This window comes from Enterobacter sp. DTU_2021_1002640_1_SI_PRY_ASU_LCPMC_013 (assembly GCF_032389435.1).
Taxonomy (GTDB): Bacteria; Pseudomonadota; Gammaproteobacteria; order Enterobacterales; family Enterobacteriaceae; genus Enterobacter; species Enterobacter hormaechei_C.
On record NZ_CP135594.1, the window covers coordinates 1,072,692 to 1,089,158 of the forward strand.

Here is a 16,467-nt window from a genome sequence, read left to right on the forward strand (position 1 = left end):
CAGTCCACTATTTGAAAACTGGACATTAATCATAGTGCCATTTTCACCGAAGATGGAACCTGGTTCTTCGGAGAAGAGAAAATGGTACGTCGTCTGGTACAACTTAATGTCGGTTTAGGCCTGTACGGGCTTTCAACCGCGATGTTTATTCGTTCGGATCTGGGTGTCGACCCGTGGGATGTCTTTCACCTTGGCGTCGCCATCCAGACCGGGATGAGCATCGGCACGGTGATTATTTTAACCGGGGCCGCGGTGCTGCTGCTATGGATCCCGCTGCGTCAGCTGCCGGGACTGGGTACTATCAGTAATGTGATTTGTATTGGTCTGGCGGCCGATGCGTCAATGGCGCTGATCCCTGAGCTCACCTCGCTGCCCGTGCGCATCACTCTGCTGGTTTCCGGCATTGTGGTTAACGCCCTTGCCACCGGGATGTATATCGGCGCGGGTTTTGGCGCAGGCCCGCGCGACGGTCTGATGACCGGCATACATGCCCGGCTGGGCTGGTCGATACGCAGCGTGCGTACCGCGATCGAGGTGACCGTGTTGATCGTCGGCTACCTCCTCGGGGGAGCGTTTGGCGTTGGAACCGTACTGTATGCATTAACCATCGGCCCGCTGATCCAGCTCTGTTTGCCGTGGTTTCGTCAGGGACCGCGCATTCAGAAAGCCGCGCGGCCGGAGCGGATTGTTTAATTTTGCGAAGCGCTCACAGGCTATGATGGCGTAACTGTGTCAGAATAGAGACTTCTCTTTTTACGACGCCAGAATGTATGAAAGCGATCACTCTTTATGACGTTGCCCGCGTGGCGGGCGTTTCCTATCAGACCGTTTCCCGGGTGATTAACGACGCAGAACACGTTTCTGCCCGTACGCGGGAAAAGGTCCGGCAGGCCATGGCGGCGCTACACTATGTGCCTAACCGTGGCGCGCAGCAGCTGGCCGGGAAACGTACCCGCACGCTGGGGCTGATGACCAGCGATCTGGCGCTGCATGCGCCGTCGCAAATCGCCTCAGCTGTAAAATCCCGGGCAGTGGAGCAGGGGGCTAGCGTACTCATCTCCATGGTGGAGCAACCCGCGCAGTGTCAGGCTGCTTTGCAGGAATTACTGGCGCAGCGCGTAGAGGCGCTGCTGGTGAACGTTCCGCTGGAAGATCCACAGGCAGAAATGCTTCAGGAAATGGCCTCGCCGACCCCGGTTCTTTTTCTCGATGTTTCCCCCACAGCTCGGGTTAACAGCCTTGTTTTCAATGCCGAACAGGGCGCTGGCCTGGGGGCAGAGCATCTGCTTTCGCTGGGGCACCAGCGAATTGCGCTGCTCGCCGGGCCGGAAAGTTCTGTCTCTGCCCGGGCTCGTCTGGCAGGATGGAAAACCACGCTGGCTCAGGCCGGCGTGGAGGCGTTTGCGGTGGCGCAGGGCGACTGGAGCGCGGCCTCGGGCTATGAGAAAGGGCATCAGCTCCTGGCGGGCGCGCAACTGCCGGAGGCGATCCTCGTCGCTAACGATCAGATGGCGCTTGGCGTTTTACGCGCCTGTGCGGAAAAAGGCGTTGCGGTACCGGGGCAGATCTCGGTTGTCGGGTTTGATGATACGGCTGACAGCGCGTGGTTTTCACCTCCGCTCACCACCGTTCGGCAGGCATTCCGCGAGGCCGGTGAGCGCAGCGTGGAGTGGCTGATGGCACCTGCCCATCACGACGAATGCTGGCACGAACAACTTCCCGTTACGTTGATCGTGCGTCATTCCACCGCGCCGCGCGCCGCACAGCAGACCGATCGTGAAGATCTGGCGCAACAGCTCAGAACGCTGGCGCTGCTGGCGGAGAAACTGGCGCGCAGCTAGCACTTTTGTGATCGTGCTCGCCTGGTGACGATCAAAGTCTTTACCGCCACCGTTTACCAGGGCATGTTGGCTGAAATTGTGAGCGCTTCGCAAAGAGGTTGATATGTCTTCTACATTGCCGCTGACCCTCAGCGCACTTCTGGCGCGTCGTGACTGGGAAAACCCGGGCGTGACGCAGTGGAATCGTCTGGCCACACACGCGCCTTTTCATAGCTGGCGCGATGAAACCTTCGCCCGCGAGGATAAACTTTCGCTGAGCAAGCGTCTGCTTAACGGCGTCTGGCGATTCAGCTTTTTCCCGTCGCCAGAGCAGGTTCCCGAGGCATGGATAACGGACGATCTGGCTGACGCCGTTGGGATGCCCGTGCCGTCGAACTGGCAGATGGAGGGATTTGACACTCCCATCTATACCAACGTCACCTATCCGATAAATGTGAACCCGCCGTATGTTCCGGCTGAAAACCCAACTGGTTGTTACTCGCTCGCATTTGATATGAATGACGCCTGGCTGTGCAGCGGGCAAACCCGCATTATTTTTGACGGGGTGAATTCAGCTTTTCATCTGTGGTGTAACGGCCAGTGGGTGGGCTATTCGCAGGACAGCCGTCTGCCTGCGGAGTTCGATCTCAGCGCGGTGCTGCGACCGGGGCAGAACCGTCTGGCGGTGATGGTGTTACGCTGGTGCGACGGAAGCTACCTGGAAGATCAGGACATGTGGCGGATGAGCGGCATTTTCCGTGACGTCTCGCTGCTGCACAAGCCGGAAACGCGAATTGCCGATTATCAGATCGTGACCGATCTGAATGCCGAATGCGATCGGGCGATACTCCGGGTTGACGTTGCGCTGGAAGGCTCACGCTACGCCGAATGCGAGGTGGCGTTTACCCTGTGGCGTAATGGCGAAGCCTGCGCGCAAACCACGCAGCAGCCCGGATCGGCCATCGTGGACGAACGCGGCAGTTGGGCTGAACGGCTTACGGTGGCGATACCCGTGAACGCTCCCGCGCTGTGGAGCGCTGAAACACCGGAATGCTATCGGCTGACAATGTCGCTTCGGGATGCGCAGGGTAACGTGCTGGAAACTGAAGCCTGCGATGTCGGTTTCAGACGCGTCGAAATCAGCAACGGCCTGCTGAAGCTTAACGGCAAACCGCTGCTGATCCGCGGCGTGAACCGTCACGAACATCATCCTGAGAAGGGGCAGGTGATGGATGAGGCGACCATGCGCCGCGACATCGAACTGATGAAGCAGCATAACTTCAACGCCGTGCGCTGCTCGCATTATCCGAACCATCCTCTGTGGTACACGCTTTGCGATCGCTACGGCCTGTACGTGGTCGATGAGGCGAATATTGAAACCCACGGCATGGTGCCGATGAGCCGCCTGGCGGACGATCCGCGCTGGTTGCCTGCCATGAGCGAACGCGTAACGCGTATGGTGCAGCGGGACCGGAATCATCCGTCCATCATCATCTGGTCCCTGGGGAATGAGTCCGGGCATGGGGCGAATCACGATGCGCTGTACCGCTGGCTGAAAACCGCCGATCCCACGCGGCCGGTGCAGTACGAAGGCGGTGGCGCCAGTACGGCCGCTACCGATATTGTCTGCCCGATGTATGCCCGCGTCGATCAGGATCAGCCATTCCCGGCGGTGCCAAAGTGGTCGATTAAAAAGTGGATCGGCATGCCGGACGAAACCCGTCCGCTGATCCTGTGCGAGTATGCCCACGCGATGGGCAACAGCTTTGGCGGCTTTGCCAGCTACTGGCAGGCATTCCGCAGCCATCCCCGGTTGCAGGGCGGGTTTGTCTGGGACTGGGTCGATCAGGCGCTGACGAAAAAAGCGGAAGACGGCACGGCATTCTGGGCCTACGGCGGCGATTTTGGCGATAAGCCCAACGACCGTCAGTTCTGCCTCAACGGGCTGGTGTTTCCCGATCGCACTCCGCACCCCGCCCTTTACGAGGCGCAGCGTGCCCAGCAGTTCTTTACCTTTACGCTGGTGAGCACCGCTCCGCTGGTCGTCGAGATCCAGAGCGATTATCTGTTCCGTCATACTGACAACGAGCATCTGCGATGGTCAGTGGCACGTGACGGTGCGGTATTGGCCTCCGGCGAAACACCCCTTTCTGTTGCGCCTCAGGAGACGCAGCGCGTTGAGATCCCGCTGCCTGAGCTTGTCGCTGAGCCGGGCGAGGTCTGGCTCAACGTGGAGATCGTTCAGCCGCAGGCCACGCCGTGGTCGCCGCCCGGCCACCGTTGTGCCTGGGATCAGTGGCCGCTCCCGGTTCCGCTGTACCTTGCGCCACCGAAAGCGGGCGGAACCCCTCCGCAGCTAACGGTGCAGGACGAGGCGCTGGACATCACTCATCAGCAGCAGCGCTGGCAGTTTAGCCGTCTCACCGGAAACCTGACCCAGTGGTGGAACGAGGGCGCTGAAACGCTCCGTTCCCCGCTAACGGATAACTTCACCCGCGCGCCGCTGGACAATGACATTGGCGTCAGCGAGGCGACCCGCATCGATCCGAACGCGTGGGTGGAACGCTGGAAAGCGGCGGGGATGTATGAGATGTCCTCGCGCCTCCTCCAGTGTGAAGCGGAGCAGCATGCCCGTGAGGTGGTGGTGACCACGCAGCACGTCTGGGAACATCAGGGAAAAGCGCTGTTTCTCAGCTGCAAGGTCTGGCGGATTGATGACCACGGGGTACTGCACGGTGATGTGCAGGTGACGGTGGCATCTGACATTCCTGAGCCCGCTCGCGTGGGCCTGAGCGTTATGCTGGCGGATATCCCGGAAACGGTGCGCTGGCTGGGGCTCGGCCCGCTGGAGAACTATCCGGACAGAAAACTGGCGGCGCAGCAGGGGCGCTGGGCGTTACCGCTGGAAGAGATGCAGACGCCGTATATCTTCCCGACGGAGAACGGTTTGCGCTGCGACACCCGCGAGCTGACGTTTGGCTCCCATCAGTTGCAGGGACAGTTCCATTTCTCCCTGAGCCGTTATAGCCAGCGGCAGCTGCATGAGACAACGCATCAGCATTTGCTGCGGGAAGAGGCTGGCTGCTGGTTGAATCTTGATGCGTTTCACATGGGCGTAGGGGGGGACGACTCATGGAGCCCGAGCGTAGCCCCGGCCTTCATTCTGCAAAACCGCCGGCTGCGCTACACGTTTAGCTGGCAGCAGAACGGCTGAGTGGAAACGTGCGGCCACGGCAGTGGCCGCACGTAACACCGCGCAATCGGTTTATTTCCTGAGGTTGTGCCCGGCCCAGAGAATGAAATCCTCTTTAGGCAGCGCCTTGCTGAAATACCAGCCCTGGCCGTACTGCACGCCGTGGCGATGCAACCATTCAATCTGCCCTTCAGTTTCAATGCCTTCTGCGACCATCGCCAGTTTAAGCGATTTGGCCATTTCGATGATGTGGGGAGTCACGTTCTTGTACTCCAGCGCATCCACAAAGGATTTATCAATCTTCAGGGTATCGACATCCAGGTCCTGCAAATAGCTCAGGCTGGAGTAACCCGTACCAAAATCATCAATGTAGATAGCGTGCCCGGCGCGGCGAAACGCAGCGATGGCAGGCACGCTGACGGCGGGATCGGCAAAGCCGCGCTCGGTCAATTCAAGGGCGATCTGGCGCGGGTGGACGCCCCATTTGTTGAGCAACTGACTCAACTGGCGAGGCAGCTCGGGGGACGTTAAATCGGATGGCGCAAGGTTGACAGAAATGTGCAGTTCCGGGTGATGATGCAGCCAGGCGCCTAAATCCTCAAACACCTTATTCACCACCAGCTGCGTCAGCGTTGAAATAAGCCCCGTCTGCTCAGCCAGCGGCACAAAGAGATTGGGCGACAGGTGACTGCCATCTGGCTGCGGCCAGCGCATCAGCGCTTCAGCACCCACCAGTTTTCCACTGCACAGCGCCACGATGGGCTGATAGTAAACCTCGATCTCCCGGTTGTTGATTGCGTCGATCAGGCGGTTACGCGGGGATAACAAACGGCGGAGGATGCGCAGGACAATAAGGGCAGCAGCCAGGCTTAGCAAGATGCCAGCCGGTAGCCAGATGATCAGCTGCTGGTGCCAGGATTCCGCCAGCGGTTTTAACGACGCCCACGCGATCACCGTAAACCCCAGTTCGGGTACAGGTTTCAACACGTACATCGAGCCGTTGTATTGTACGCGCGTAACGTCCTGCTGCTCCTTAACGACAGAAAGAATATACGGGTCGACAATATTGCTTCTGGCAAATATCCGATGGGTTTCACTGCCCACCAGGGCGGCATCCATCGAAATATCACCGAAAGGGACAACATCCACAAGCGAGGCCGGATCAACCATCACCAGATAATGTCCTTTCCCCAGAACGGCCATATAACGGTGAATGCCGAGGTCGTTTTGCGAGGTGAGCCACGCGCTATACCCGTCTGCGGTGATCCGCATCGGGGGCGGTAAGATCGCCGTATTACTGGATTGTTCAAGGGATGAGCAGAGCGGCTTCAGGTTATCGATATACATCACTTCCTGAATATAGCGCCAGGAGAATTCAACCCGACGCATTTCGCGTAAATGCGGGGGAGTGCAGGGTGGGGCGTGGAATGTCTGTAGGTGCGTGAGCGCCTGTTTTGCCTGCGCAACGACTCTGTCGGTACGGATCAGGACGCGCGAGGCATAGCTATCCAGAGCGTCCACAAATTTATCCTCTGCCTGACGATGCGCCAGCCAGATACTGAGACACACAGGGACCAGCACAGAGAAGATCAGTATGCCTGTTACCAGGCTGACCAGATGTCGGGTTCGCATGCTGCTTTATCCTTTCCATATGCCCACCTTGGGCCTGGAGTTTGCGCGCCAGAAGAAAAAGTTTTTTATCGCTAAATGATATAGTTATAGCATGTGACAGTCTCAGGCAGGTATCTGAATCAACCTTTCAAAAACAGGCTGTGCGTGACAGGGGTTGTTTTTGCAGCAAAGCTCAGATAGTATTTTGTTATGTTATAACAATACATGAAGGCCAGAGATGAAACCGAATATCCATCCAACCTATCGCACCGTTGTGTTTCACGACACCACGGCTAATGAATACTTTAAAGTCGGCTCAACAATTAAGACAGACCGTGAAATTGAGCTGGAGGGGAAAACGTATCCCTACGTTACCCTTGATGTCTCCTCTAAATCACATCCGTTTTATACCGGGAAGCAGAAGACCTTCTCGACGGATGGCAGCGCGGCACGCTTCCGCAAGCGTTTTGGTGGCTTTCTTGATGCGAAGCGAGGCTAATCATGCAGGTGCTGAACTCATTGCGCAGTGCAAAACAGCGTCACCCGGATTGCCAGATAGTCAAACGCAAGGGACGCTTATACGTGATCTGCAAATCTAACCCGCGCTTTAAGGCGGTGCAGGGGCGTAAAAAAAGGCGCTAGACGCGCGTTTCTCGCCAGCTTTCCAGGGATCTTTTCTGTTTGCCATCGGCGTTAAAATTGTCGGTGGCAAGCCAGCTTTCAAACGCGCTCGCCAGCGCTGGCCACTCTTTGTCGAGAATTGAAAACCAGTCGGTGTCCCGGTTTCGGCCTTTAATAACCAGCGCCTGGCGAAAACGTCCTTCAAACTGAAAGCCCAGACGCAGTGCCGCTTTGCGGGATGGTTCGTTCAGGCTGTTGCACTTCCATTCATAGCGTCGGTAGCCCAGGGTATCGAACACATACCGCATCAGCAGATACTGCGCTTCTGTCGACATGGGCGTGCGACTTAACAGTGACGAGAAGTGAACATGTCCCACTTCCACAACGCCGTTTTTAGGATCGATCCGCATCAGGGACAGCGTCCCGACAGGAGACTGGGTCTGGTTATCGATAACGGTAAAGTGGATGGGATCGGCTAATTCGCTCACGCTCGCCACCCATTCGGCAAACTCCTCTGCGGTGGCATCGGGTTCACGCAGTAGCCACGTCCAGCTTCGGGTATCTCCGGCCAGGGAATACGCAGAGAACAACGCCGGGGCATGCTCCACGCGCAGCGGCTCAAGCCGACAATAGCGACCCTGAAGTACCACCCGGGACGGGTGCGGGCGAGGCTGCCAGTCGATAAGGTTTTCGCCTACAGGTTGTCCAAACTCATTGAATGTATTCATCTTTATTCCCGTCACATTGAAAAGATCTCCAGATTAATGAATTGCTGGTTCCTTAAAAAGAACCACCAGGCTATGTTTTTCTGGTACCACGAGGAGGAAAGATGAATATTCCGGGTGATGAGCTATACACCTTGCTCCATGCTGCGCTGAAAAAACGTGGGGAAGAGACGCTCCAGCGTGCGCTCTATCTTGCTTTGCGGGAGGCCATACTGTGCGGAAGGCTTCGGTCCGGCAGCCATTTGCCCGGCTCGCGAACGCTGGCGCAGCAGATCTCGGTGTCCCGAAACACCGTCAATGCGGCGCTGGACCAGCTCACGCTCGAAGGTTATTTGCTGCGTAGCCGCCAGGGTACGCGGGTGGGGCAATTCGCTCCTCGGACGATTGCCCGGACATTACAGGACCCGAAAGTCAGGCTGACAAAACGTGCCGCCCTGCTGCCCGCGCCTGTGCTGCGCGACACCCCGGTGATGGCGTTTACGCCGGGAACGCCTGCCATCAACTATTTCCCCTTACCGCTGTGGCGGCGGTTGTACGATCGTGTTCTGCGCGAGGAGGGAAGCACCCTGTTAGGGTATGGCGACCCGGCCGGCGAGCCGACGCTGCGGGCCGCCGTTGCCCGCCATCTTGCGCTGTCCCGCGGCATTGACTGCGATGCCAGCCAGATTGTGATAACCGAAGGGGCGCTGGAGGGCGTCAATCTGTGCACGATGCTGTTAAGCGAGCCGGGGGATGTTGCCTGGGTGGAAAATCCCGGCTATAGCGGCGCCAAAAGCGCTTTCGTCAAAACCGGCCTGGCGATGACCGGCATACCGGTGGATGACGAGGGGATGTGCTGGGAAGGGCTGTCTGCGCCTTCACCCACGCTGATTTTTACCTCGCCATCGCATCAGTTCCCTTGCGGAAGCGTGCTCAGCGCGCGGCGGCGTCTGGCGCTGCTGGAACTGGCCCGGCAGCACAGCGCGTGGATCATTGAGGATGATTACGACAGCGAATTTCGTTATACCGGTGAGCCCGTCCCGGCGATGCTCGGAATGGTCAACAATGCGCCCGTTGTGTATCTGGGGACGTTCAGCAAAACGCTGTTTCCATCGCTCCGGATGGGGTTCATGGTGTTACCGCCAGCGCTGGCGAAGGCGGCGCGTCCGGCCATCGGCTCGCTGCTGCGCGGCGGGCATCGCGCTGAACAGCGCACCCTGGCGCTGTTTATTGAGGAAGGCCACTATGCACGGCATCTTGCCGCCATGCGTCGCCTTTATCGTAAGCGTTACCGCCAGCTGCGGGAGGTGCTGAGCGCAGAGCTTCATACGCCGCACCGTGTTCTTGCCGGGGAAGGGGGAATGCACCTGACGCTGGCGATTGACGGTATCGACGACCAGCGGCTGGTGGAGCAGGCGAGAGCGTTTCAGCTGGCACCCGCTGCGCTGAGCGGGTATTACCTTGAGACGAAGCAGGGGCAAACCGGTTTGGTTTTAGGTTACGGTAATACCTCTGCTTCGCAGTTTGCGCCGGGTATCCGACGTCTTCAGGCGCTCATTACACAGCAGTGGGGCGGGAAAGGGTAAAGACATCATAAAAAGAGAGCTGGCCCTTAGTGAGGACCATTTTCTGCAACTTCTCTTTTTGCCCGGCTTCGACGGCCGGCGAGTGCAGGATGCTGTCGATCAGCTCCTTCGGCACGTAGCGCGTGTTGTACCACTCCCCGTTGTAGCACACGCGGAAATCGAGTACATCGATATCTTCATACCGGTAACGCGGATTGACGTCGAAAAAGAAAAACGCGTTAAACACCACGAACAGCACAACCAGTAGCCAGACGGAATCGACCAGTGTTTCAGACTTCAGCATGACGATAAGCGTTGCCAGCCAGGCGGCGTACATGGCGACGAACAATCCGGGGTGTTTGCGAATAAAGCTGATGCTAAAACGCGGGCGATTGTCGCGCTTTTCGCGGGTATTGAGATCGTCGATGGTGGCGGTAAGCAGGCGCTGTATCTCTGTCATTTTTTGCCTTTATGATTGTTAAAAATACAGGTGATCTGCCTATTTTATGAGAGGGGTTTATGCGATGAAAGTAACAGTTATGCCAGGAAAAAGCATAACAGTTACTCAGGATGCGCTTAGATCATTTTAATGATTTTCGCCGGATTCCCGCCCACTACCGCATTGGCCGGCACGTCTTTGGTCACTACCGCGCCGGAAGCGATAACCGCATTATCGCCAATGGTCACGCCTGGATTAATCACCGCGCGTCCGCCGATCCAGACATTATCACCAATGGTGACCGGTTTACCGTACTCCAGCCCGCTGTTACGTTCGGTCGCGTCCAGAGGATGCGTGGCCGTATAAATGTGCACTCCCGGCGCAAGCATACAGTTATCGCCAATGCGGACAGGGCAGACGTCCAGCATGACGCAATCGAAGTTAGCGTAAAAATTGTTGCCCAGATAGATGTTATACCCGTAGTCGCAGCGGAAGCTTGGCTCTATATAGGCACCTTCGCTTTGACCCAGCAGGTCAGCCAATAAGGCGCGACGTTCGGCCTTCTCATCGGGTGCGGTATGGTTATAGCGGTGAACAAGATGACGCGCGCGTAAACGGTCAGCCCTCAGCGTGTCATCGCCAGGGCGGTAATATTCACCTGCAATCATCTTCTGTTTTTCTTCACTCATGGGAACCTCTCTGGAATCGTTTTACGCAGCGTAAAGAGGATTAACCAGAAAGGGAACGTTCCCTAAAAGTGGCTGTGACGGGAGTCACAACATTCTTGCGCATAAATACGTTTTATACGGGAACCTGGCGTTTGCATTTGAAGCGTAATTCGAAAGGTAAATTCAGCTTAACAACGGGCGTAATGCCTTTACAGTCTCTCTTCAACGATTAACGAACAAATTTCCACACCGAAGAGGGGATCTTGTCATACAGTTTATTCATGGTCAGCTCAGCAAGACGATGGTCGGCAGCTGAATAAAATACCGCCAGTTCATTATCAGACAGCTCGTATTTATTTTTCTCAATAACTCGTTCAAGGGTGTCAATTGACTGGCAGCGTCGCAGGCGCATCAAATAATCGACTTTTGTTAATGGTTTATCAGACATAAATTCACCTTAGTAATTGTAATAATTTTAACAGGAAAGACTAACCGGATTAGCTCTGCTGACATTAGTGAAGCAGCGAAATAGACGGTTTCCTGATTTACGCCATTTCTGCAAATCCTGTGCGTTAATGCCGTAGCTGCTGAACAACATAAAGGTGTCGTCCAGGTATTCATCAATTTGCTCTATCAACTTATTATCTTCATTGTACTTAATTTTATAATTAAGTGCGAAGGTGGCGATATGCTCGATCAGCTCGTTAAGCTGTAAATTGATAGCAGACGTTGGATCGTTCACCCAGCCATGGTTACTTTCTTCAAGATTGGCAAGGCAGTCATGGTACAAGGATTCGCAGAGAAATTTCAACTGCGCGATATCATGCCTTTTTGGCGAGTACTCGTCCATAGCGCATCCCCTTCTGAGTGATTTTTTACTCACCGAACATCATGTCGGGATGGATACAACTTGCTTAGCCACACGGGAGCTGTGTTCCTGATAACTCTAACTATAAGCCACTCTGATCAAGATTTCACCGCGCTATTACGAAAAATTACAATTAAATCGTTACTGTTCGAGCCTTTACGCAAATCTACCTTTTGCAGCGTACGTGTTAATCAATAAAAAAGCCGATTTTTATCGGTTCCTTAGAATTCATTGAGTTAGCGCAAAGTTTCACGTGAAGTCCGAAACCAGACATCTTCAGATATTTTCTGTTGCTTAGGAATAGTCCGAATAATTTACGTCGCGAAATGATAATTAAAGAATGCTGAGTTCCTGGTGTAAGTTATCGGCCTATTATGATAGGCCTTATTAAAAAAGAGGAAAATAAATAGAAAGGCAATAGGTCTATTTTATGATTTTTTCTGAAAAAGAAAAAGGCCGCAAATGCGGCCTTTTTATCATGTGAAACCGGTATCAGTGATGTTCTACCGAATGATTGTGCTCAACGTCTTCATTCTTACGGCTGAAGCGGCGGCGAACCACCACGAAGAACACCGGTACGAAGAAGATCGCAAGAACGGTCGCGGTTACCATCCCACCCATTACGCCGGTACCTACTGCGTTCTGTGCGCCGGAGCCCGCGCCGGAGCTGATAACCAGCGGCATAACGCCGAGGATAAACGCCAGAGAGGTCATCAGGATTGGACGCAAACGCATACGAACGGCTTCCAGCGTTGCTTCAATCAGGCCTTTTCCTTCTTTCTCCATCAGATCTTTGGCGAATTCGACGATTAGTATCGCGTTCTTCGCCGACAGGCCAATGGTTGTCAGCAGGCCCACCTGGAAGTAAACGTCGTTGGTCAGCCCACGGAACGTTGCGGCAAGCAGCGCACCGATAACCCCCAGCGGAACCACCAGCATAACGGAGAATGGAATCGACCAGCTCTCATACAATGCCGCCAGACACAGGAACACCACAATCAGTGAAATGGCGTACAGGGCAGGGGCCTGGTTACCGGACAGACGTTCCTGGTAGGACATGCCGGTCCAGTCGTAGCCGACACCCGCAGGCAGTTTGCTGGCCAGTTCTTCCATCAGGTTCATGGCTTCACCGGTGCTTCGGCCCGGCGCTGCCTGACCGAGGATTTCCATCGATGGCAAGCCGTTATAACGCTCCAGACGCGGTGAACCGTATTCCCAGCGCGAGGTTGAGAAGGCGGAGAACGGCACCATCTGGCCATCGCTGCCGCGAACATACCAGTTGTTGATATCGTTCGGCAGCATACGGTATTGCGCTTCGGACATCACGTAGACTTTCTTCACGCGACCACGGTCGATGAAGTCGTTGACGTAGCTGCCACCCCAGGCTGCACCCAGCGTGGTATTAATGTCGCTGATGGAAACACCCAGCGCCTGCGCTTTTTCCTGGTCGATATCGATCTTGTACTGCGGCGTATCTTCCAGACCGTTAGGACGTACGCCCACCAGCAGGTCAGGGTGTTTTGCCACCTCGCCAAACAGCTGGTTACGCGCCTGAGTCAGTTTTTCGTGGCCCAGACCGCCCTGGTCAATCAGCTGGAAGTCGAAGCCGGTCGCCGTACCCAGTTCAACAATCGCTGGCAGGTTAAAGGCGAAGACCATCGCATCTTTAATCTGTGAGAAGGTGCCCATCGCGCGGCCGGTAATGGCTTCTACCTTGTTCTCTGCGCCCGGACGTTCAGACCAGTCTTTCAGAGAAACGAAGGCGATACCGGTGTTCTGACCACGACCCGCGAAGCCAAAGCCGTTAACCGCAAACACGGATTCGACGTTGTCTTTCTCTTTGGTCAGGAAGTAGTCGGTCATTTCATCCAGCACCTTTTGCGTACGCTCTTGCGTCGCACCGGCCGGAAGCTGCGCCATACTCAGGAACACGCCCTGGTCTTCATCTGGCAGGAACGAGCTTGGCAGACGAACGAACAGGAAAGCCATGCCCACCACGATGATGATATAGAGCAGCAGGTAACGACCGGTGCTGCGCAGGATGTTACCCACGCTGTCGGTGTAGTGGTGCGTACTCTTATCAAACATGCGGTTGAACCAGCCGAAGAAGCCTTTATGCTCGCCGTGACCGCCTTTCTGAATCGGCTTCAGCATCGTCGCGCACAGGGCTGGCGTCAGGATCAGTGCAACCAGTACCGACAGCGCCATCGCCGAAACAATGGTGATGGAGAACTGACGGTAAATCGCACCGGTAGAGCCGCCAAAGAAGGCCATCGGGATAAATACCGCAGACAGTACCATCGCGATACCGACCAGCGCGCCCTGGATCTGGCCCATTGATTTACGGGTTGCTTCCTTCGGCGGCAGGCCTTCTTCCGCCATGACACGCTCGACGTTTTCGACCACCACGATGGCGTCATCCACCAGCAGGCCGATGGCAAGCACCATCCCGAACATCGTCAGGGTGTTTATCGAGTAGCCAAATATCGCCAGCACCGCGAAGGTCCCGAGCAGTACAACCGGCACGGCGATGGTTGGGATCAGCGTTGCGCGGAAGTTTTGCAGGAACAGGTACATCACCAGGAAGACGAGAATGATCGCCTCAACCAGGGTTTTCACCACTTCGTGAATCGAAATTTTAACGAATGGCGTGGTGTCATACGGATAAACGATTTTCAGACCTGACGGGAAGAACGGTTCCATCTTCTTCAGTTCTGCACGGATAGCCGTCGCGGTGTCCAGGGCGTTCGCGCCCGTCGCCAGTTTGATACCCAGACCGGAAGCCGGTTTACCGTTGAACTTCGCAATGATGTCGTAGTTCTCACCGCCCAGCTCAACCTTCGCCACGTCACGCAGGCGAACCTGCGAACCGTCCTGATTCACCTTCAGCAGAATTTTGCTGAACTCATCCGCAGAGGTCAGACGCGTTTGCGCGATGATCGACGCGTTAAGCTGCTGGCCTTTCACCGGCGGTGTACCACCCAACTGACCGGCGGCAACCTGGGCGTTCTGCGCTTTAATTGCGCTGATCACGTCAACCGGCGTCAGCTGGAAGTTGTTCAGTTTATTCGGATCCATCCAGATACGCATCGCGTACTGGGAACCGAACAGCTGAACGTCACCCACACCAGACGTACGGCTGATGGCGTCCTTCATGTTGGCGCCCACGTAGTCGGAAATATCCTCCTGCGTCATGGTGCCGTTGGTGTTGATCACGCCGACAACCATCAGGAAGCTACTGGACGATTTCTCGACGCTCACGCCCTGCTGTTGTACTTCCTGCGGCAGCAGAGGCATCGCCAGCTGCAATTTGTTCTGCACCTGAACCTGTGCAATGTCCGCATCCGTACCGGATTCAAAGGTGAGGGTGATCTGAACCGTACCGGTTGAGTCACTGTTGGAGGACATGTACATCAGGTTATCGATACCGTTCATGTTCTGTTCGATAACCTGCGTAACGGTATCCTGCACCGTTTTGGCATCAGCGCCCGGATAGGTTGCGGAGATCGTCACTGCCGGCGGCGCAATCGTTGGATATTGCGCGACAGGCAGCTTCAGGATCGCAAGTCCCCCGGCCAGCATGATGATTATGGCGATCACCCACGCAAATATGGGGCGATCGATAAAGAAATTAGGCATGTCTTAACGGCTCCTGTTTAAGTTAAGACTTGGTTTGTTCTGACTGGCCAGCGGCCGACGCTTGTTGTTTGTCGTCAGATTTCACTTCCTGAGCTTTGACCTGCGCACCAGGACGAACTTTTTGCAAACCAGTAATAATTACGCGATCGCCATCTTTCAGACCTTCCGTTACCAGCCACTTGTCGCCAATCGCCTGCGTTGCAGTGATATTGCGCGTTTCGACTTTGTTATCGGCACCCACAACCAGTGCGCTCGCATCGCCGCGTGGCGTACGGGTCACACCTTGCTGAGGAACCAGAATGGCGCTTGGGTTAGTCCCTTCCTCAAGACGGGCGCGTACGAACATACCCGGCAGCAGGGTTTTATCCGGATTAGGGAAAATGGCCCGGATGGTGATAGAGCCGGTGGTCTGATCGACGGTCACATCAGAAAATTCCAGTGTGCCAGTCTGTGAGAACTTGATACCGTCGTTGGTAACCAGTTCCACTTTGGCTTTACCGTTTTCCTGTTTCAGGGTGCCGTTAGCCAGCTCCTGTTTGAGACGCAGGAAATCGTTGCTGGACTGGGTGACGTCAACGTAGATCGGGTCAAGCTGCTGCACGGTGGCCAGCGCGTTGGTTTGACCGTTCTGCACCAGCGCACCTTCGGTGACGGCAGATTTACCAATGCGACCACTGATAGGGGAGGTCACTTTGGTGTAAGCCAGGTTAATACGCGCGGTTTCTACCGCCGCTTTCGCCGCCACAACGGCTGCGTTGGCTTGCTGTGCATCGGCCAGGGCAGAATCGTAATCCTGTTGGCTGATGTACTGCGTGCCGAGCAGTTTCTTGTAACGATTCAACGTCAGCTGCGAGATTTTGGCTGCCGCTTCGGCTTTAGCCAGATCGCCCTTAGCGCTCTCATAAGACGCCTGATAGGTTGCTGGATCAATCTGATACAGAGACTCGCCTGCCTTGACATCACCGCCTTCGGTGAAGTTACGTTTCAGGATGATACCGCTCACCTGCGGACGCACTTCCGCAATGCGGTAGGCGCTGGTGCGGCCCGGTAGTTCTGTTGTCATCTGGAGAGGTTCGGATTTGAGCGTCACGACGCCAACTTCTGGCACCTGCTGAGCTCCTTGTTGAGCCTGTTTGTCGTCACATCCTGTAAGCGCTAAGCTGCCTGAGAGCATCAGAACGACCGCCAGAGGCGTTAACCCTCTGTTTTTGTTCATATGTAAACCTCGAGTGTCCGATTTCAAATTGATCAAGGGTCCTGAGTCTAAAACCCATTGCTGCGTTTATATTATCGTCATGCTATGGTACATACATTCATAAATGTATGTAAATCTGACTCC

At 55.6% G+C, this 16,467-nt stretch carries 14 protein-coding genes; 6 read left to right on the plus strand and 8 right to left on the minus strand.

The genetic code is table 11. The features are described from left to right. Positions 1 to 81 precede the first annotated feature (81 nt). From RS584_RS05125 to RS584_RS05135, 3 genes are all read left to right on the plus strand, one after another. Positions 82 to 693 (plus strand): hypothetical protein, encoded by a 612-nt coding sequence (locus RS584_RS05125; protein WP_315749044.1) that lies wholly within the window; start codon positions 82 to 84, stop codon positions 691 to 693. Between the two features lie 77 nt (positions 694 to 770). Further along, the gene (locus tag RS584_RS05130; protein ID WP_315749045.1) at positions 771 to 1,841 is read left to right on the plus strand and encodes a LacI family DNA-binding transcriptional regulator; all 1,071 of its coding nucleotides are present in this window, start codon (positions 771 to 773) and stop codon (positions 1,839 to 1,841) included. A gap of 103 nt (positions 1,842 to 1,944) precedes the next feature. Continuing rightward, on the plus strand, positions 1,945 to 5,034 hold the full coding sequence (locus tag RS584_RS05135) for a beta-galactosidase (RefSeq protein ID WP_315749046.1): 3,090 nt from the start codon (positions 1,945 to 1,947) through the stop codon (positions 5,032 to 5,034). Between the two features lie 51 nt (positions 5,035 to 5,085). Here the strand turns inward: RS584_RS05135 and RS584_RS05140 are convergent, their stop codons facing one another. Then, positions 5,086 to 6,645: an EAL domain-containing protein gene (locus RS584_RS05140; protein ID WP_315749047.1), complete on the minus strand. Its 1,560-nt coding sequence runs from the start codon at positions 6,643 to 6,645 to the stop codon at positions 5,086 to 5,088. A gap of 217 nt (positions 6,646 to 6,862) precedes the next feature. Between RS584_RS05140 and RS584_RS05145 the strand changes: the two genes are divergently transcribed. Both RS584_RS05145 and ykgO read left to right on the plus strand, forming a co-directional pair. Then, entirely contained in the window at positions 6,863 to 7,123 is a 261-nt protein-coding gene (locus tag RS584_RS05145) for a type B 50S ribosomal protein L31 (protein WP_015571255.1), read from the plus strand. Positions 7,124 to 7,125: 2 nt separating this feature from the next. Then, complete coding sequence (ykgO, locus tag RS584_RS05150; RefSeq protein WP_003859006.1) at positions 7,126 to 7,266, plus strand: type B 50S ribosomal protein L36; 141 nt, start codon at positions 7,126 to 7,128, stop codon at positions 7,264 to 7,266. On the opposite strand, the gene RS584_RS05155 is transcribed toward ykgO, so the two are convergent. Further along, the gene (locus RS584_RS05155; RefSeq protein ID WP_315749048.1) at positions 7,263 to 7,973 is read right to left on the minus strand and encodes a GNAT family protein; all 711 of its coding nucleotides are present in this window, start codon (positions 7,971 to 7,973) and stop codon (positions 7,263 to 7,265) included. The genes ykgO and RS584_RS05155 overlap by 4 nt on opposite strands. Before the next feature lie 101 nt (positions 7,974 to 8,074). On the opposite strand from RS584_RS05155, the gene RS584_RS05160 reads away from it, so the two are divergent. Continuing rightward, the gene (locus RS584_RS05160; protein WP_315749049.1) at positions 8,075 to 9,535 is read left to right on the plus strand and encodes a PLP-dependent aminotransferase family protein; all 1,461 of its coding nucleotides are present in this window, start codon (positions 8,075 to 8,077) and stop codon (positions 9,533 to 9,535) included. Here the strand turns inward: RS584_RS05160 and RS584_RS05165 are convergent. From RS584_RS05165 to acrA, 6 genes are all read right to left on the minus strand, one after another. Next, the gene (locus RS584_RS05165; protein WP_315749050.1) at positions 9,507 to 9,974 is read right to left on the minus strand and encodes a YlaC family protein; all 468 of its coding nucleotides are present in this window, start codon (positions 9,972 to 9,974) and stop codon (positions 9,507 to 9,509) included. The two genes, RS584_RS05160 and RS584_RS05165, sit on opposite strands and share 29 nt — an antisense overlap. Positions 9,975 to 10,090: 116 nt before the next feature. Further along, positions 10,091 to 10,642, minus strand: a complete 552-nt coding sequence (gene maa / locus RS584_RS05170; RefSeq protein WP_015571251.1) for a maltose O-acetyltransferase — start codon at positions 10,640 to 10,642, stop codon at positions 10,091 to 10,093. Between the two features lie 208 nt (positions 10,643 to 10,850). After that, positions 10,851 to 11,069 carry an HHA domain-containing protein gene (locus RS584_RS05175; protein ID WP_015571250.1) on the minus strand — a complete coding sequence of 73 codons (219 nt, stop codon included), beginning with the start codon at positions 11,067 to 11,069 and terminating at the stop codon, positions 10,851 to 10,853. 27 nt (positions 11,070 to 11,096) lie between these two features. After that, positions 11,097 to 11,471, minus strand: coding sequence for an Hha toxicity modulator TomB (gene tomB / locus RS584_RS05180; protein WP_006809850.1), 375 nt, complete (start codon positions 11,469 to 11,471; stop codon positions 11,097 to 11,099). 510 nt (positions 11,472 to 11,981) lie between these two features. Then, positions 11,982 to 15,128 (minus strand): multidrug efflux RND transporter permease subunit AcrB, encoded by a 3,147-nt coding sequence (gene acrB, locus RS584_RS05185; protein WP_015571248.1) that lies wholly within the window; start codon positions 15,126 to 15,128, stop codon positions 11,982 to 11,984. A gap of 22 nt (positions 15,129 to 15,150) precedes the next feature. Further along, positions 15,151 to 16,344, minus strand: a complete 1,194-nt coding sequence (gene acrA, locus RS584_RS05190) for a multidrug efflux RND transporter periplasmic adaptor subunit AcrA (RefSeq protein ID WP_017694395.1) — start codon at positions 16,342 to 16,344, stop codon at positions 15,151 to 15,153. Positions 16,345 to 16,467: the final 123 nt, after the last annotated feature.

What these genes read in the sequence shown, in the direction of transcription:
- RS584_RS05125 (WP_315749044.1), top strand. Translation starts at nt 82, where the DNA reads ATGGTACGTCGTCTGGTACAACTTAATGTCGGTTTAGGCCTGTACGGG.
- RS584_RS05130 (WP_315749045.1), top strand. Translation starts at nt 771, where the DNA reads ATGAAAGCGATCACTCTTTATGACGTTGCCCGCGTGGCGGGCGTTTCC.
- RS584_RS05135 (WP_315749046.1), top strand. Translation starts at nt 1,945, where the DNA reads ATGTCTTCTACATTGCCGCTGACCCTCAGCGCACTTCTGGCGCGTCGT.
- RS584_RS05140 (WP_315749047.1), bottom strand. Translation starts at nt 6,645, where the DNA reads ATGCGAACCCGACATCTGGTCAGCCTGGTAACAGGCATACTGATCTTC.
- RS584_RS05145 (WP_015571255.1), top strand. Translation starts at nt 6,863, where the DNA reads ATGAAACCGAATATCCATCCAACCTATCGCACCGTTGTGTTTCACGAC.
- ykgO (WP_003859006.1), top strand. Translation starts at nt 7,126, where the DNA reads ATGCAGGTGCTGAACTCATTGCGCAGTGCAAAACAGCGTCACCCGGAT.
- RS584_RS05155 (WP_315749048.1), bottom strand. Translation starts at nt 7,973, where the DNA reads ATGAATACATTCAATGAGTTTGGACAACCTGTAGGCGAAAACCTTATC.
- RS584_RS05160 (WP_315749049.1), top strand. Translation starts at nt 8,075, where the DNA reads ATGAATATTCCGGGTGATGAGCTATACACCTTGCTCCATGCTGCGCTG.
- RS584_RS05165 (WP_315749050.1), bottom strand. Translation starts at nt 9,974, where the DNA reads ATGACAGAGATACAGCGCCTGCTTACCGCCACCATCGACGATCTCAAT.
- maa (WP_015571251.1), bottom strand. Translation starts at nt 10,642, where the DNA reads ATGAGTGAAGAAAAACAGAAGATGATTGCAGGTGAATATTACCGCCCT.
- RS584_RS05175 (WP_015571250.1), bottom strand. Translation starts at nt 11,069, where the DNA reads ATGTCTGATAAACCATTAACAAAAGTCGATTATTTGATGCGCCTGCGA.
- tomB (WP_006809850.1), bottom strand. Translation starts at nt 11,471, where the DNA reads ATGGACGAGTACTCGCCAAAAAGGCATGATATCGCGCAGTTGAAATTT.
- acrB (WP_015571248.1), bottom strand. Translation starts at nt 15,128, where the DNA reads ATGCCTAATTTCTTTATCGATCGCCCCATATTTGCGTGGGTGATCGCC.
- acrA (WP_017694395.1), bottom strand. Translation starts at nt 16,344, where the DNA reads ATGAACAAAAACAGAGGGTTAACGCCTCTGGCGGTCGTTCTGATGCTC.